This is a genomic window from Vibrio litoralis DSM 17657 (genome assembly GCF_000426765.1).
Lineage (GTDB): Bacteria > Pseudomonadota > Gammaproteobacteria > Enterobacterales > Vibrionaceae > Vibrio > Vibrio litoralis.
The window spans coordinates 1-15889 of the sequence record NZ_AUFZ01000004.1; the positions used below are offsets into that span (position 1 = coordinate 1).

The following is a 15889-nucleotide window of genomic DNA, read 5'->3' on the forward strand; positions in this document are numbered from 1 at the left end:
GCCAGCGTTCAAACGAACTACTACATAGAGAGCTTTAGTTGCAGCTAAAGCCTGGGTCTCACATTACCCAAAAGCAGAGTTAATTTCCCATACAAACGTTTAAGGTTTCAAGATACTTTTCTAATCTGATAGAACCCTTTTAGAGCATCAGGTCTAACAAAATTTTGCTCAAAAACAACTTTCAGAAAATATCCAAAACAACCAGTACTATTCTTTATCCCTCTCCCACAAAACCAAAAAAGGCAGAGTTTAATCACTCTGCCTTTCTGATTTTATTGAATCTTGCTGAACAAGCGCTTGATTATGCTCTTGAGCGAATCACATTGGAGAACACGACATGTAAATCACTTGAAGTAGCATCATCGGTTAAGTTTAAATTGGCTTTGATGTGCTGTAAGTGATGTTCCATTAAGTGAATGGCGGTTTGCTTGTCACCGGCTTCAATGGCATTGAGTAGGTTGGTGTGCTCATCTTGAGAACAGTTACTGTTATTACTGCCTTCATACTGAGCAATCAAGAGTGAGGTTTGAGAAACTAGGCTGCGTAAGAAGTGTAATAACGGTGCGTTCTTCGCCATTTTAGCGAGCTCAATATGAAACTCACCGGAGAGGCGAATGCCTTTGCCGACATCGCCATTGGCTATCGCTTCGTTTTCACTAGTAACGAGATTACGCAAAACTTGCATTTGATGAGGGTGACAGTTTTCGGTTGCCAGTTCGGTTACTGCAAGTTCTGCAATTTCACGTGCTTTTAGAATTTGGGTTGCTTCATCTATGGTTGGAGCAGAAACGGTCGCGCCGCGGTTAGGTTTGATATCGACGACTTGCTCTAGAGAGAGACGTAATAAAGCACGACGAATAATGGTTCGGCTAACACCAAAGATTTCACTTAACGATTCTTCATTAAGCTTGGTGCTAGGAGGTAAACGTTGCTCTAGAATCGCATCAAAGATGTGGCAGTACACCACATCATCTTGAGTTTGATTATTGGCTTTCGCTTGAATTTTTGTATTCGATAACTTACTTAATTTAGTCATGGCCTAATCTGCTGAAAAGTGGTGGGCGTTAACAACATGAATAATAACAACGCCCATAGATTGTACATTATAGACCTTAGTTTATCTAAGTGTCAGATGAATACAACTTTGCATGCAAAATGCCATCCAGAGCACATTTTTCATCTAAGTCTGATAAATCGCCACTGATCCCAACTGCACCCAAAACCAGATTCGATTCATTACGAACCAATACACCACCAGGAACGGGGACCATATTACCATGAGCAAGTACATTGATCGCAGAAATAAAGGCGGGTCGGGCATCGGCATCTTGAGCCAACTTTCTTGATGAGCATCCTAATGCAAGGGCTCCCCACGCTTTTGCAATGGCAATATCAGGCCGCATCATGCTAGAGCCGTCTTGCCGTTGTAGGGAAACCAGTTTGCCACCACTGTCTAAAACCGCCACAGTGAGTGGAGCACTTTTTAAGTCTAATGCGGTGCTAAACGCACCTTGGGTGATACTTAATGCTTGTTGCAGTGTCAAACTCATGATCAGGATCCTCATTAATAAGGATGAATCACGCGTTCTTATACGTTTTGGCTCGATAAAGAAAGCGTGACTCACCACTGGTTATTAACAAAGAAGCGGGTAGCTCGGTAGAGTCAAGAACTCTGCAAAATCGTCTTGGGTCGATAAGGTATCGAACATCTTGGCCGTTTCTTCAAATCGTCCTTGAGCATAACGTTGCTCGCCAACTTCTTGTTTAATCGTAATTAATTCTTCTGCCAACAGAGTTCGGAAATATTCCTCTGTTACCACTTGGCCATCGTCTAGTTTCACGCCGTGTTTAATCCACTGCCAGATGCTAGCGCGCGAGATTTCCGCCGTTGCTGCATCTTCCATTAGGCCGTAGATTGGCACACAACCTACACCGCTGATCCAGGCTTCAATGTAATAAAGTGCGATACGAATATTTTTACGTAAGCCTTCTTCATTACGTGGCCCTTCACATGGCGCGAGTAATTGTTCTGCAGTAATGTTACCTACATGGCTGCTGTCAAAATCCATTTGATTGACTTGCCCACCCAATTTGTTATCAAAAATCTCCATTGCCACATCCACTAACTTCGGATGAGCAACCCAAGTACCATCATGACCGTTAGAAGATTCACGGTTCTTATCTTCTTCTACCTTGGTCAATACCTGCTGCATAACCGCAGGATCGGAATTTGGAATAAACGCTGACATACCACCCATCGCTAATGCACCGCGAGCGTGACAAGTTTTCACCAATAGTTGGCTGTAAGCGTTCAAGAATGGTTTGTCCATACCTACACTATGGCGGTCTGGCAAAATGCGATCTTTATGATTTTTCAATGTTTTGATGTAGCTGAAGATGTAATCCCAACGGCCACAGTTCATTGCCACAATATGATCACGCATTACATACAGAATCTCTTCCATTTGGAATACCGCAGGAAGGGTTTCAATTAATACTGTCGCGCGAATCGTGCCGATTTCTACCTTGAAGTACTCTTCGGTAAAGCGGAACACATCATCCCACCACTTGGCTTCTTCCATACTTTCTAACTTAGGAATGTAGTAGTACACGCCTTCGCCTTGCTTAGCGCGAGTTTGGTAGTTATGGAAGAAGTACAAAGCAAAATCCATTAAACAACCGGCAATTGGCTGGCCGTTATATTCAATATGACGCTCAGGTAGATGCAAGCCACGAGGGCGAGCCAGTAGCTGTGCAGGCTCTGCAACTAGGTCATATTGTTTATCTTTTTTCTCATCGTAGTAACTGATGGTGCCAGCATTGGCATCACGTAAATTGACTTGCCCATCTAACATGTTCTCCCACGTTGGAGAAGACGCATCTTCAAAACAGCACATGAAGATTTTCGCCCCTGAATTGAGGGCGTTAATCACCATCTTGCGCTCAACAGGGCCGGTGATTTCGACTCGACGATCCTGCAATGTTTTTGGGATCGGAGCGACTTTCCAGCTTTTATCTTCGCGAATGTTTTTGGTGTCTTCACGGAAATCAGGCAGCTCGCCAGCATCAAATTGCTTTTGACGTTCACGTCGTAGGTGCAGCGCTTGTTCTAATGGCGCGCTGAACTTCGTCACTAAGGCATTCAGAAAATCTAAAGCAGGTTCAGAAAGAATGGCCTTTTGTTGTTCTGTTGATAATTCACCAACCACATTAATCGCGCGCGATTGCTGGGATTGCATGTCTGTTTCACGGTCCTCAGTGCTGTGCATAATCGTCTCCTTTATGAACATGTACGAGCAGTCAATACGGGTAAACCCAAAAGCGTTGGGGCGATTTTGAGCTTTTATACCAATCACCTAATTAATTTGATTGGTATGAATCTTATCTACGTATTTCTTGTATTTGTGTTTATCTAAACAATATTGTGTACATTAATGTTTTGATTTCTTGTCTAGGTATATCCTCGTTTTCACAAAAGATCAAAGTTTATTTAACGTTTTGTGCACTCAAACAAAATGCACAACACTTGGTCGGATCAGTTTTAATTGCTTTGTAGGCAGTGGCTTAACTCAATATCAGCACTTTATTTAAAAATATTTTTGTTTTTTATTTGCACAATTCAAATTGTCGCGTCTAGACTGAATAATGTATTTTTAATTGTATACAATATCGAAAGGAAATTGAGTTATGGCTAAAATGAAAGCGATTGAAGCTGCAGTAGAAGTATTAAAAAGGGAAGGGGTGGATATCGCATTTGGTGTACCTGGTGCGGCAATCAACCCATTTTATGCAGCAATGAAAAAGATTGGTGGAATTGACCATGTACTGGCGCGCCATGTGGAAGGTGCTTCGCATATGGCAGAAGGCTACACCCGAACCAATGATAAAAATATTGGCGTGTGCATCGGGACCTCTGGCCCAGCGGGCACCGATATGATCACTGGCTTGTATTCGGCATCAGCAGATTCGATTCCAATTTTATGCATTACCGGTCAAGCACCACGCGCTCGTTTGCACAAAGAAGATTTCCAAGCGGTGGATATTGAATCCATTGCTAAACCAGTGACCAAATGGGCGACGACCGTTCTAGAACCAGCGCTAGTGCCACGTGCATTTCAACAAGCATTTCACATTATGCGTTCAGGGCGTCCGGGCCCAGTATTAATCGATCTACCGATTGATGTACAGCTGGCTGAAATTGAGTTTGATATTGATACCTATGAGCCGCTTGAGCCGTATCAACCAACCGCAACCCGCAGCCAAGTAGAAAAAGCGCTGACGATGTTAACTGAATCAGATAAGCCTTTGATTGTGTCTGGTGGTGGTGTGATTAACGCTGGCGCGAGTGCTGAGTTGCAAGAACTTGCCGAGATCTTAAATGTTCCGGTTATTCCAACGCTAATGGGTTGGGGCAGTATTCCAGATAACCATGAACTGATGGCTGGCATGGTTGGGCTACAAACCTCTCACCGTTACGGTAATGCAACAATGTTAGCGTCTGATTTTGTATTAGGTATTGGTAACCGCTGGGCAAACCGTCATACCGGTTCGGTCGATGTGTATACCCAAGGTCGTAAGTTTGTGCATGTGGATATTGAACCGACGCAAATTGGCCGCGTGTTCTGCCCCGATCTTGGCATTGTGTCAGATGCAAAATCCGCATTAACGCTGTTCTTAGATGTGGCGAAAGAAATGCAAGCGTCAGGCAAGTTAAAAGATCGTTCTGGCTGGGTTGGTGAGTGTATTGAACGCAAATCAAGCTTGTTACGTAAAACTCACTTTGAAGAAGTTCCAATGAAGCCAATGCGAGTTTATGAAGAAATGAACAAAGCGTTTGGTGAGGATACCTGTTACGTCAGCACCATTGGTTTGTCGCAAATTGCCGCCGCGCAGTTCTTGCATGTGTATAAACCTCGTCACTGGATCAACTGTGGTCAAGCTGGCCCACTAGGTTGGACGATTCCGGCTGCGCTAGGTGTTCGCGCGGCGGATCCAAACCGTCCGATTGTGGCGATCTCAGGCGACTACGACTTCCAATTTATGATCGAAGAATTAGCCGCTGGTGCGCAGTTTAATCTGCCGTATATCCATGTAGTAGTGAACAACTCTTACCTTGGTTTGATTCGTCAGGCTCAGCGTCAGTTTGATATTGATTACTGTGTACAGCTTGCTTTTGAAAACCAAAACGCACCAGAAATGGAAGGCTATGGGGTCGATCATGTCGCGGTTGTAGAAGGGCTAGGGTGTAAAGCGATTCGTGTTCGTAATCCTGAAGATGCGCCAGCCGCGTTTGAAGAAGCGAAGAAACTGATGGCAAAACACCGTGTACCAGTTGTTGTTGAATTCATTCTAGAGCGCGTAACCAACATCGCAATGGGTGTGGAAATTGACGGCATCAATGAGTTTGAAAGCTTAGCTGGAGAGCAGGGCGACGCCCCAACCGCGATTACTTTTAACCAGTAATGACACCATTGAAGGGCTGTCGAATTGGCAGCTTCTTCAATGTTTGAATATCTATTTTTAGTTGCAGAAAAAGGAGAAGGATATGCCTAAGTTTGCGGCAAATCTATCAATGCTATTTACCGAAGTGGATTTTTTACAACGCTTTGAACAAGCCGCACAAGCCGGTTTTCAGGGAGTAGAGTACCTATTTCCTTATGATTTTGAAGCCAGCACTATCAAAGGTGTATTGGAATCTAACCACCTAAAACAAGTGTTATTCAACCTACCCGCCGGTGATTGGCAAGCGGGCGATCGCGGTATTGCGGTTGATCCAAGTCGAGTAGAAGAATTCCAACAAGGCGTCACTAAGGCGATTCAATATGCCAAAGCGCTTGATTGTAACCAAGTCAACTGCCTTGCCGGTATCGTGCCAGATGGCGTGACAGCTCAGCAAGCAGAAGAAACCTTTGTGAGTAATTTACGCTTTGCCGCTGGAGCGCTGAAAGAAAATGGCATCAGCTTGATTATTGAAGCAATCAATACTCGTGATATTCCGGGCTTTTTCTTAACCAATACTAAACAAGCCCTCGACATCATTGAGAAGGTAGGCAGTGATAATTTGAATTTCCAATACGACATTTATCACATGCAAATCATGGAAGGCGATTTAGCGCCAACTTTGAGTGAGCATCTTGGCCAAATTCAACATGTTCAATTGGCGGATAACCCAGGTCGACATGAACCGGGTACTGGCGAAATCAACTACCCATTCTTGTTCAACCATTTAGATAGCATTGGTTACGACGGTTGGATTGGTTGTGAATATAAGCCGAAGACGACCACTGTCGAAGGCTTGAGCTGGATGAAAGAGCTCGCTTAAAAAGATGAATTTTAAATTTTCACTCAATTAAGAAAAACAGATTTTAAGGATGAGATTATGACTACACCAACAATTGCATTTATCGGTACTGGCATCATGGGCAAACCAATGGCGATTAACTTGCAGAAAGCCGGCTATTCGATTGTGGTTTCTGACCACTTTGTTGCGCCACCTCAAGAGCTAGTCGATGGCGGTGCGACCGTTGTACACAGTGGCAAAGAAGCAGCACAGCAAGCTGATGTGATTATTACTATGGTGCCAAATACACCAGATGTTGCCGATGCACTATTTGGCGACAACGGTATCGCGCAAGGTTTATCAGCAGGTAAGCTAGTAATTGATATGAGCTCGATTGCGCCAATTGAAACTCAAGAGTTTGCTAAACAAATTAAAGAGTGTGGCGCAGAGTACCTAGATGCACCGGTTTCTGGTGGTGAAGTGGGGGCAATTAATGCCACGCTGACGATCATGGTCGGTGGTAGTGAAGCGGCGTTTGAACGTGCCAAGCCTCTATTTGAAGTGATGGGACAAAACATTACGCTAGTGGGCGATAATGGCGCAGGTCAAATCTGTAAAGTCGCTAACCAAATTATTGTCGCGCTAAATATTGAAGCGGTATCCGAAGCCTTTGTGTTTGCTTCAAAAGCCGGTGCGGATCCTGCGCGAGTGCGTAATGCGCTAATGGGCGGTTTTGCTAACTCAAAGATTTTGGAAGTGCATGGTGAGCGTATGGTGAAAGGCACATTCGACCCAGGCTTTAGAATCGCCCTTCACCAAAAAGACTTAAACCTTGCGTTAACCGGCGCTGAGCAACTCGGTCTTGATCTACCGAATACTGCGACCGCTCAACAATTATTTGGCGAGTGTGCTGAGATGGATGGTTCGAACTGGGATCACTCTGCCTTAATCAAAGCCATTGAAGCGCGTGGTAAGCATAATATTCGTGGAGAGTAGTATTGTTGGTATTTAGAGGAATAGGCTTTAGATACCTTTGAATTTCGATTTTTTGCTATATACCCAAAGTAATTGGAGTTGCAGTGAGGCGACAAGTGAATGAATCCTCATGAGCATAGCTTGCCTATGTGATTGAGGTGAATGAACGCTGGCAACAAAGCTGCAGCTTTAATTACGAAGGGTATAACTGAGTGTTTGCATTGAACTGGCATGTTCGGTTTATATTTGGGAATAAACCTTTCATTCCGCAAGGACTCAGTTTTTACCGCACTTTTTGTCTCCTTTAGTGCGCCCCGAGTGGCTGAAAAATTAATCTTAGTTTTGTGTGCGACGGATTAATGAGGTAATGATGCCGCTCGGGACTTTTTAATCCCATGTTTATACCCAAGTGACTTAAAGCCTATTTCTGGCTACATCCCCATTTCTAGCTAATGGATTGGAAAAAAAGGATGAATTTCCTGCTCGCTATGATAAAACACTAATCACAACGGATTTTGGTAACAAGACGGGAGTGACTAAGTGGCAAAGGTGAGAGAACGAAATCAAAGCGTCATTATTGAAGCGGCCAGCCAGCATTTTGCTAAATATGGCTACGCAGCAACCAAAGTGGCAGATATTGCCAAAGAAGCCAACATTCCTAAGCCAAATATCTATTACTACTACAATTCCAAAGATAACCTTTATCGCGCGGTACTTGAAAGCGTGACTGTGCCCTTACTGCAATCGTCCAAGCCTATTCAAGAGCTTGATGATCCTATCGAAGCGTTAACCGAATATATTAAGACCAAACTGATTATCTCTCGCGATCATGCTTATGCTTCCAAAGTATTTGCGAATGAAGTGATGTCGGGCGGGCAATCTTTACCCAAAGATATTGAAGATGAATTGCAACAGCAGTCTGAAATGATCATTGCTAAGTTTCAGTCATGGATTGAGCAGGGCAGAATGGATGAGGTTTCTCCACACCATTTAATGTTTACTATTTGGGCGGCGACGCAAACGTATGCGGATTTCGGTTGGCAGATTTGTCGGGTGATGAATAAAAAGAAATTGGCACGTAAAGATTACGATGAAGCAGCGCAGTTCTTAACTTCAATGATCTTAAAAGGCTGTGGCGTTAATTCTAACAATAGTTAAAATAGTCGTTACTTACCGTATACCTTAAAGGTTGTTATGCAGCATTATACCCAAGCTATCATCACTATACTTGCTTTGGTCAACCCCGCCATTTGTGCGCAAATGTTTGCCGATGCCACACGTGGACAGAGTAAATCTCAACAATATAAAGAATCGATAAAGTCAGTGTTAACCATTGCGACTGTATTACTGATCGCAGCATTTGCGGGTACTTCGGTTCTTCAAGCTTTTGGCATTTCATTACCCGCTTTTTCATGTGCCGGCGGGGGTATTTTGATTTGGATTGGTGTGCAGATGATCATTTCAGCACAACGACCGCCGCTTCCTGCCTCAGATCTTCATTCGACAAGCAGCCATAAAACGACCGGATTAGTTTTATTTGCTGCAAGCCCCGGCACCATTACTGGGGTCATTACCGTTGCCGCATCGCATCATGATGCATTAATCCCTTATACCGCAGTGATCGGTGTAGCGATTGCTATGCTGGTTTTATTGGGTGTTTTGATGGCATTTATTGCGCTTTCTAAAGAGCAAAAAGAGCCAACCATGGTTAAGAAAATGATTACCAGTTATATGGGGGTAATTGTGATCGCGATGGGTGCTCAGTTTATGCTATCAGGTGTGAAGAACTTCTTATTCTAACCTTAATTAATGTATTTAAAATGTGAGTAACTTGTTGTGTTTTGGTTGCTAGCGACTTCGTCGTGCTTGTTGCTTTGCTCTGCGTTATTTTCCTGGTGAATTGATAGGCTATAAAATTTCGATTTTTAGCATTTTAATCTAAGTTTGATTCTGTAATAGCCAATAAAACCAATGATAAACTCTAATTTATAGATCATGATTAGCTTCATGCACTATTATTTTTTATATTTGCAGATAAATAGTGTTTAGTTTCAGTCTCAGGCAAATCCTACCTAAAAAAGAAAAATATTCTGTTACACTGCGCGTCTTAAAAAATACCCTGTATGTTTAATTTTTTAAAAAGCAGCGGATTACTCTGCTGATGCTTTGCCATATAGGATAACCAATGTAAAAGGACCGATGCAGTGAATATGAAATTATTCGGTAGTTCTTTGATTTTGTCGGGGACTGCACTAGGTGCCGGAATGTTAGGCATTCCAATGGCATTAGCTCAATTTGGCTTTACGGTTAGTTTAATTTTGATGTTAGTGATCTTTGTGGGTACCACTTATGGCTCTTTATTACTAACAGAAGCCTGTACCAAAACCGATCAAAATGGCGGTATGAATAGCGTTGCTCAGCTGTCTTTGGGAACCAGCGGAAAATTCGTCATCAACTTCTTCTTTTATATGCTGCTAATTTGTATTTTAGTTGCTTACATTCTCGGTATTGGTGACCTGTTCCATAACTTATTGGCGGGTATCGGTTTTGATGTTCCTCAATCGATTTGTTACTCGGTATTTACTTTTGTCATGGCGGTGGTGATCATCGCGGGTAAATCGTATATCGATATGCTAAACCGTGTTTTGTTCATTTTGATGATCACTATGTTGGTTACCGTTGTAGTGACACTGTTTACCAATATTCACATTGAGTACCTAGAGCAAACGCCAAACTTTTTATGGAAAGATGTGGTTAAACATAGCACCACTATTTTTACCAGTTTTGCATCTATGGTCGTGATCCCATCGCTGGTTATGTACAACAAAGAAGCGACACCTAAGCAGATGCGCAATATGGTTTTGCTTGGCTCTGTGATCCCGCTGATTTGTTATCTAACCTGGCTGCTGGCAATTATAGGCAACCTAGGTACGGCTGAAATTCGTCAGTTTGAAGATATTTCGCAGCTTATCGCGGCATTTGGCGGCTCGTCTGGCACACTTAAAACCATTATCGCTGTCTTTTCAGCCTTGGCATTAGTGACGTCGTTTCTTGGCGTGTCGATGGCGTTATTTGACCAAAACAAAGATGCGATTGCGGGTATTGTTAATCGTACTAAGCTAGAAAAGGGCAAGGTAACGGCTGGGTTAATTTTTGTTCTGACTTTCATTTTGCCACTGTTAGTGACCAATTTATTTTCAAACAAATTCCTCAATATGCTGGACTACGCTGGTATTACTTTAGTCTTCCTAGCGATTTGGGGACCGTTAGCCATGGTTTGGAATGTACGAAAACCAAGCTTTAAAGTGGCATCACAAGCAAGTGCTTATACGGCAGGTGGTGGTAACATTGCTTTAGTCGCTTCATTGTTGTTTGGCGCGTTTATTCTGGTTTCGACTTTCTTTAGTTAACCTAAAATAGTTTACTTGGGTATAGCAATATCCTTTCTAATGCCGGCCTAGTGTCGGCATTTTTGTTTTTTCAAGACCGAAGAGGAAAAATTAAAATACACCAAATCAAAGTGTTGCAAAATTGTTTAAAAAATGTGATCACCAAAACTTGACCGTTGAGTCAGGAAATCCAATACTTAATGCAAAGGAAGTGAGCTATAGGTTAAACGGTACGATAAAAAATCCGTTCTCCAATAGCGAATAAGTGAGCACAGGAGAAGCACTTTGATTACGTTTTTACTCAATCAAACACTGAAGCGTGAAACCAATATTTCACCAAATATGACAGTGTTAAATTACCTACGTACCGAGCTACATAAAACCGGCACTAAAGAAGGTTGCGGCTCTGGTGATTGTGGCGCATGTACTGTGGTACTTGGCGAGCTTGTGGATGGCAAGTTGCAATATCGTAGTGTCAATTCATGTTTGACCTTTGTGTCGTCATTACACGGCAAGCAGTTAATTACGGTCGAAGATCTTAAAAACAAACAATCACTTCACCCAGTACAGCAAGCATTAGTGGACTTTCATGGTTCGCAATGTGGCTACTGTACACCGGGTTTTATTATGTCGATGTTTGCTTTGAGTAAGAACAAACCAAGTGCGGATAAAGAAGATGTGATGGAATCATTGGCGGGCAACCTTTGTCGCTGTACTGGTTATCGTCCCATTGTCGATGCAGCTTTATCGTTAAGCTCAGACCAACCTTTACTTGATCAATTTGCCGAGCTTGAGCAACAAACCACCGCCAAACTTGAGAAGATTGAATCCAAAACTGCGCCTTTAGTTCTGGGCAACTTAACCAGTTTCTCACCAACCACGACCGATGAATTAGCCGAATTATACGAGCGTCATCCAAAAGCAAAATTGGTCGCTGGTGGTACCGACCTCGCGCTAGAAGTCACGCAATTCCACCGTGAAATTGAAACACTGATTAACGTCACTGGCGTTGCGGATATGAAAACCATTCGTGAAACCGAACAAGATATCGTGATTGGTGCCAATATGCCGCTCAGCGATTGTTACGCGACACTCGCAAAATATTACCCAGATTTTGGTCACTTACTGCATCGCTTTGCGTCATTGCAAGTACGTAACCAAGGTACTATTGGGGGTAATGTTGCCAATGCGTCTCCTATTGGTGACACGCCCCCTCTTCTTATTGCGCTTAATGCCCGTCTGAAATTGCGAAAAGGGCAGCAGGTTCGAGAAGTTCAAATTGATGAATACTTCATTAATTACAAAGTGACGGTTCAGCAAGAATCCGAATTCATCGAACAAATCATTATTCCTAAGCCGGATGATCTTGAAAATAATAACGATCAGCAGTTTTTCAGCGCCTATAAATTATCAAAACGTATTGATGATGATATTTCAGCCGTTTGCGGCGCGTTTAATTTCACCATTGAAAATGATGTGGTCGTGGATGCTCGCGTGGCATTTGGTGGTATGGCAGCAACGCCAAAACGTGCTGACTTATGTGAAAAAGCCTTAATAGGCAAGGCATGGGATAAAGCGACAGTTGAAGCAGCAATGGTGAAGTTGGCGGAAGATTTTGAGCCACTGTCTGACTTTAGGGCCAGTAAAGAATATCGCTCTAAAACCGCCTGCAACATGCTGCTCCGTTTTTTCCTAGAGCAACAAACCAAGGTCATGTCACAGCAAAACAGTAATAACTTTAAGCAACACAGCATTGAAACGAGGGTCACGTCTTATGTCTAATCATTCTCCAAAATTAAGCTACGACGAGCTACTCGCACAATATAAGCAAGATCTGAAAACTGGCGTAGGTAAATCAGTTAAGCATGATAGTGCCGATAAGCAGGTGTCAGGCGAAGCGGTCTATATTGATGATCGTTTAGAGTTCCCGAATCAGTTGCATGTTTATTGCCGTTTAAGCACCGAAGCGCATGCCAAGATTGTCAGTATTAATACCGATCCTTGCTACGAATTTGATGGTGTTGAGATTGCCATTACTAGTAAAGATGTGCCGGGTGAGTTGGATATCGGCGCAGTATTTCCTGGCGATCCATTATTAGCCGATGGCGTCGTGGAATATTACGGCCAACCGATCATTGCAGTAGCTGCAAAAGATATGGAAACCGCGCGTAAAGCAGCTTTAGCCGCTGAGATCGAATTTGAATCACTACCGGCTATTTTGGATGTTAAAGAAGCACTCGAGAAAAAGCACTTCGTGCATGAAACTCATGTGCAACAGCGTGGTGATTACCAAGGTGCACTCGCTTCCGCCAAACACGTATTAGAGGGCGAGCTGAATATTGGTGGTCAAGAGCATTTCTATTTAGAAACTCAAGCCAGTAGCGTCGTACCTGCCGAAGATGGTGGGGTGATTGTTTATACCTCAACGCAAAACCCAACTGAAATTCAAAAGGTAGTGGCAGAAGTATTGGGCGTTGCGATGCACAAAGTAGTGGTGGATATGCGTCGTATGGGCGGCGGCTTTGGGGGCAAAGAAACCCAAGCCAATGCGCCAGCTTGTATTGCTGCTGTGATTGCGAGCTTGACCCAAAAGCCAACCAAGATTCGTTTGTGGCGTAATGACGATATGATCATGACTGGTAAACGTCACCCATTCTACAACCAGTACCGTATTGGCTTTGATGATGATGGAAGCATTCATGGCGCAGAATTAATCAATTCCGGTGATTGTGGTTATTCGATTGATTTATCACATTCAATTGTCGACCGCGCAATGTTCCACTCAGACAATGCATATTATCTAGGTGATGCCAAAGTCGTGGGCAATCGCTGTAAAACCAATACCGCTTCCAATACCGCTTACCGTGGTTTCGGTGGCCCACAAGGCATGATGACTATTGAACACATCATGGATGAAATTGCCCATTATCTTGGTAAAGATCCGCTGGAAATTCGTAAAGCAAACTACTACGGCGGAGAAGGTCGCGATACCACTCACTACTATCAAAAAGTAGAAGATAACTGCTTACTCGAAATTACAGAAGAGCTAGAAAAAACCAGTGAATATCAAAAACGCCGTAAAGAAATAGCGGAATTTAATGCCAATAGTCCAATCTTGAAAAAGGGCATTGCATTAACGCCGGTGAAGTTTGGTATTTCGTTTACCGCCACGTTCTTAAACCAAGCCGGTGCGCTGATTCATATCTATACCGATGGCAGTATTCATCTGAACCACGGTGGTACGGAAATGGGGCAAGGTTTGAATACCAAAGTGGCGCAGATTGTCGCGCAAGAGTTCAGTGTCGATATCGATCAAATTCAAATCACGGCAACCAATACTGACAAAGTACCAAACACCTCGCCAACTGCAGCATCGTCGGGTACGGACTTGAACGGTAAAGCGGCGCAAAATGCTGCGATGACAATCAAAGCACGTTTGATTGAGTTTGCTGCAAATCACTACAAAGTGACTCCAGAAGAAGTCATATTCAACAATGGTGTAGTGGAAGTGCGTGATCAATTGATCCCGTTTGCTGAATTTGTTCAACAGGCGTATTTCAACCAAGTATCGTTGTCGAGCACTGGCTTCTACCGCACACCGAAGATTTATTATGATCATGAGAAAGCTTGCGGTCGTCCATTCTATTACTTTGCTTATGGCGCGTCGTGCTCAGAAGTGATTGTCGATACCTTAACCGGTGAGTACAAGATTCTACGTACTGATATTTTGCATGATGTTGGCGCATCACTAAACCCTGCGATAGATATTGGTCAGATAGAAGGCGGCTTCATACAAGGTGTGGGTTGGCTGACGACCGAAGAATTGGTGTGGAATGAAAAAGGGCGCTTAATGACTAGCGGCCCGGCAAGTTACAAAATTCCTGCCATTGCCGATATGCCAATCGACTTTAGAACCAATATCGTGCAAAACCGCAGCAACCCAGAAGATACCGTGTTCAACTCGAAAGCCGTCGGTGAGCCACCGTTTATGCTAGGCATGTCAGTATGGAGTGCGCTTAAAGATGCCGTACATGCAGTGGCATTAGAAAATGCTCAAGAGGGTGAAAGAGTGACGGTGCATCTTGATACGCCAGCTACACCAGAGCGAGTGCTATGGGCAATGGAGAAGGCGAGAGCGGGGAGTTCTACGGTGAAAGCGGCTTTAGCTGAGAACAATCGAGTACAAGCCTAAATGAGTATATGGTGTTTTTGATACTCGTAATAAATATTGCGTCATTCCAAAAGTGTTTTTGGTTGATTAACCATTACCGCCTACTGATGGAGATCCTGAACTACGCTCCTTCGTCGCTATTCAGGATGACGGCTTCATCTCCTATTACAAGGAAATAGCTATGTCTAGTTATGGAAGTGAACATTCGAACCCGACTAGCCAAGTCTCTTGGATCCAACAACTCGCCTTGTTAGAGCAACAAGGTGAAGAGTGTATTTTGGTTTCTGTATTGGAAGACAAAGGCTCAGTGCCTCGTGACGCTGGAACTAAGATGATCGTCACTCGCAAAGAGCTTTATGCCACGATTGGTGGCGGTCACTTAGAGCACCTTGCCACAAAAATGGCGCGTGAAATGTTGATGAAAATTGGTAATGGGCAAACGGATAATAAAATCCATATCGAACGCTTTAATCTAGGCGCACGCTTAGGGCAATGTTGTGGCGGCATGGCAACCTTGAGCTTTGAACCGATTGGTTTTAATCAACATCATCTCGTGTTGCTAGGGGCAGGGCATGTCGCCAAAGCGTTAGTGAATATCGTGCAAACCCTGCCGTTTAAAATTACTTGGATCGATGAGCGTGAAGCCGAGTTTCCAGCGCAGCTTGCCCCGAATGTTCATAAGCTAGTCAGTGATGATCCGGTGGGTGAAATTAAGCACATGCCAGCCAATAGCTACTACCTAGTGATGACGCATAATCATCAGCTTGATTTCGATTTAGCGCGTGAAATCTTAACTCACGATAAGTTTAGCTATTTCGGCATGATTGGCTCTCAAACGAAACGCAAAAAGTTTGATATGCGGTTAGCCCATCGCGGCTTTGAGCAAGGTATGATAGAAAAAATGCAATGCCCAATTGGGATTTCAATGGTAAAAGGAAAGCATCCTGCTGAAATTGCCGTTTCGGTGGCAGGTGAGTTAATTGCTCACTATCAAGGCGAAACATTAGAAGCCAAGCGCCCGTTAAATCATCTTTCATTAAAGAATAATGTCTTAGCAGGTTGAGCGACAAAAAG

At 43.5% G+C, this 15889-nt stretch carries 12 protein-coding genes; 9 read left to right on the forward strand and 3 right to left on the reverse strand.

Annotation, left to right across the window (positions count from 1 at the left end; translation table 11 throughout):
- Positions 1-301: 301 nt before the first annotated feature.
- The 3 genes from K358_RS0101610 to aceB form a co-directional block, all read right to left on the reverse strand.
- Entirely contained in the window at positions 302-1036 is a 735-nt protein-coding gene (locus K358_RS0101610) for a GntR family transcriptional regulator (protein ID WP_027695186.1), read from the reverse strand.
- A gap of 85 nt (positions 1037-1121) precedes the next feature.
- Positions 1122-1553, reverse strand: coding sequence for a GlcG/HbpS family heme-binding protein (locus K358_RS0101615; RefSeq protein ID WP_027695187.1), 432 nt, complete (start codon positions 1551-1553; stop codon positions 1122-1124).
- A gap of 81 nt (positions 1554-1634) precedes the next feature.
- On the reverse strand, positions 1635-3239 hold the full coding sequence (aceB, locus tag K358_RS0101620) for a malate synthase A (protein ID WP_156888670.1): 1605 nt from the start codon (positions 3237-3239) through the stop codon (positions 1635-1637).
- 448 nt (positions 3240-3687) lie between these two features.
- On the opposite strand from aceB, the gene gcl reads away from it, so the two are divergent.
- The 9 genes from gcl (at position 3688) to xdhC (ending at position 15878) form a co-directional block, all read left to right on the forward strand.
- Positions 3688-5463, forward strand: a complete 1776-nt coding sequence (gene gcl, locus K358_RS0101625) for a glyoxylate carboligase (RefSeq protein ID WP_027695189.1) — start codon at positions 3688-3690, stop codon at positions 5461-5463.
- Between the two features lie 82 nt (positions 5464-5545).
- Positions 5546-6322 carry a hydroxypyruvate isomerase gene (gene hyi, locus K358_RS0101630; protein WP_027695190.1) on the forward strand — a complete coding sequence of 259 codons (777 nt, stop codon included), beginning with the start codon at positions 5546-5548 and terminating at the stop codon, positions 6320-6322.
- Between the two features lie 57 nt (positions 6323-6379).
- Positions 6380-7276, forward strand: coding sequence for a 2-hydroxy-3-oxopropionate reductase (locus K358_RS0101635; RefSeq protein ID WP_027695191.1), 897 nt, complete (start codon positions 6380-6382; stop codon positions 7274-7276).
- 519 nt (positions 7277-7795) lie between these two features.
- Positions 7796-8413 (forward strand): TetR/AcrR family transcriptional regulator, encoded by a 618-nt coding sequence (locus K358_RS0101640; RefSeq protein ID WP_027695192.1) that lies wholly within the window; start codon positions 7796-7798, stop codon positions 8411-8413.
- A 36-nt stretch (positions 8414-8449) separates the two neighbouring features.
- The gene (locus K358_RS0101645) at positions 8450-9055 is read left to right on the forward strand and encodes a MarC family protein (protein WP_027695193.1); all 606 of its coding nucleotides are present in this window, start codon (positions 8450-8452) and stop codon (positions 9053-9055) included.
- A gap of 410 nt (positions 9056-9465) precedes the next feature.
- On the forward strand, positions 9466-10665 hold the full coding sequence (locus tag K358_RS0101650; RefSeq protein WP_027695194.1) for an amino acid permease: 1200 nt from the start codon (positions 9466-9468) through the stop codon (positions 10663-10665).
- Positions 10666-10929: 264 nt separating this feature from the next.
- Entirely contained in the window at positions 10930-12426 is a 1497-nt protein-coding gene (gene xdhA / locus K358_RS0101655) for a xanthine dehydrogenase small subunit (RefSeq protein WP_038149486.1), read from the forward strand.
- On the forward strand, positions 12419-14836 hold the full coding sequence (xdhB, locus tag K358_RS0101660; RefSeq protein WP_027695196.1) for a xanthine dehydrogenase molybdopterin binding subunit: 2418 nt from the start codon (positions 12419-12421) through the stop codon (positions 14834-14836). The genes xdhA and xdhB overlap by 8 nt, the downstream gene beginning before the upstream one ends.
- Before the next feature lie 160 nt (positions 14837-14996).
- A complete protein-coding gene (gene xdhC / locus K358_RS0101665; protein ID WP_051241129.1) occupies positions 14997-15878 on the forward strand; it encodes a xanthine dehydrogenase accessory protein XdhC in 882 nt (293 codons plus the stop codon).
- Positions 15879-15889: the final 11 nt, after the last annotated feature.

Coding starts and splice junctions, on each gene's coding strand:
- K358_RS0101610 (WP_027695186.1), bottom strand. CDS start 1,036: ATGACTAAATTAAGTAAGTTATCGAATACAAAAATTCAAGCGAAAGCC.
- aceB (WP_156888670.1), bottom strand. CDS start 3,239: ATGCAATCCCAGCAATCGCGCGCGATTAATGTGGTTGGTGAATTATCA.
- gcl (WP_027695189.1), top strand. CDS start 3,688: ATGGCTAAAATGAAAGCGATTGAAGCTGCAGTAGAAGTATTAAAAAGG.
- hyi (WP_027695190.1), top strand. CDS start 5,546: ATGCCTAAGTTTGCGGCAAATCTATCAATGCTATTTACCGAAGTGGAT.
- K358_RS0101635 (WP_027695191.1), top strand. CDS start 6,380: ATGACTACACCAACAATTGCATTTATCGGTACTGGCATCATGGGCAAA.
- K358_RS0101645 (WP_027695193.1), top strand. CDS start 8,450: ATGCAGCATTATACCCAAGCTATCATCACTATACTTGCTTTGGTCAAC.
- K358_RS0101650 (WP_027695194.1), top strand. CDS start 9,466: ATGAAATTATTCGGTAGTTCTTTGATTTTGTCGGGGACTGCACTAGGT.
- xdhB (WP_027695196.1), top strand. CDS start 12,419: ATGTCTAATCATTCTCCAAAATTAAGCTACGACGAGCTACTCGCACAA.
- xdhC (WP_051241129.1), top strand. CDS start 14,997: ATGTCTAGTTATGGAAGTGAACATTCGAACCCGACTAGCCAAGTCTCT.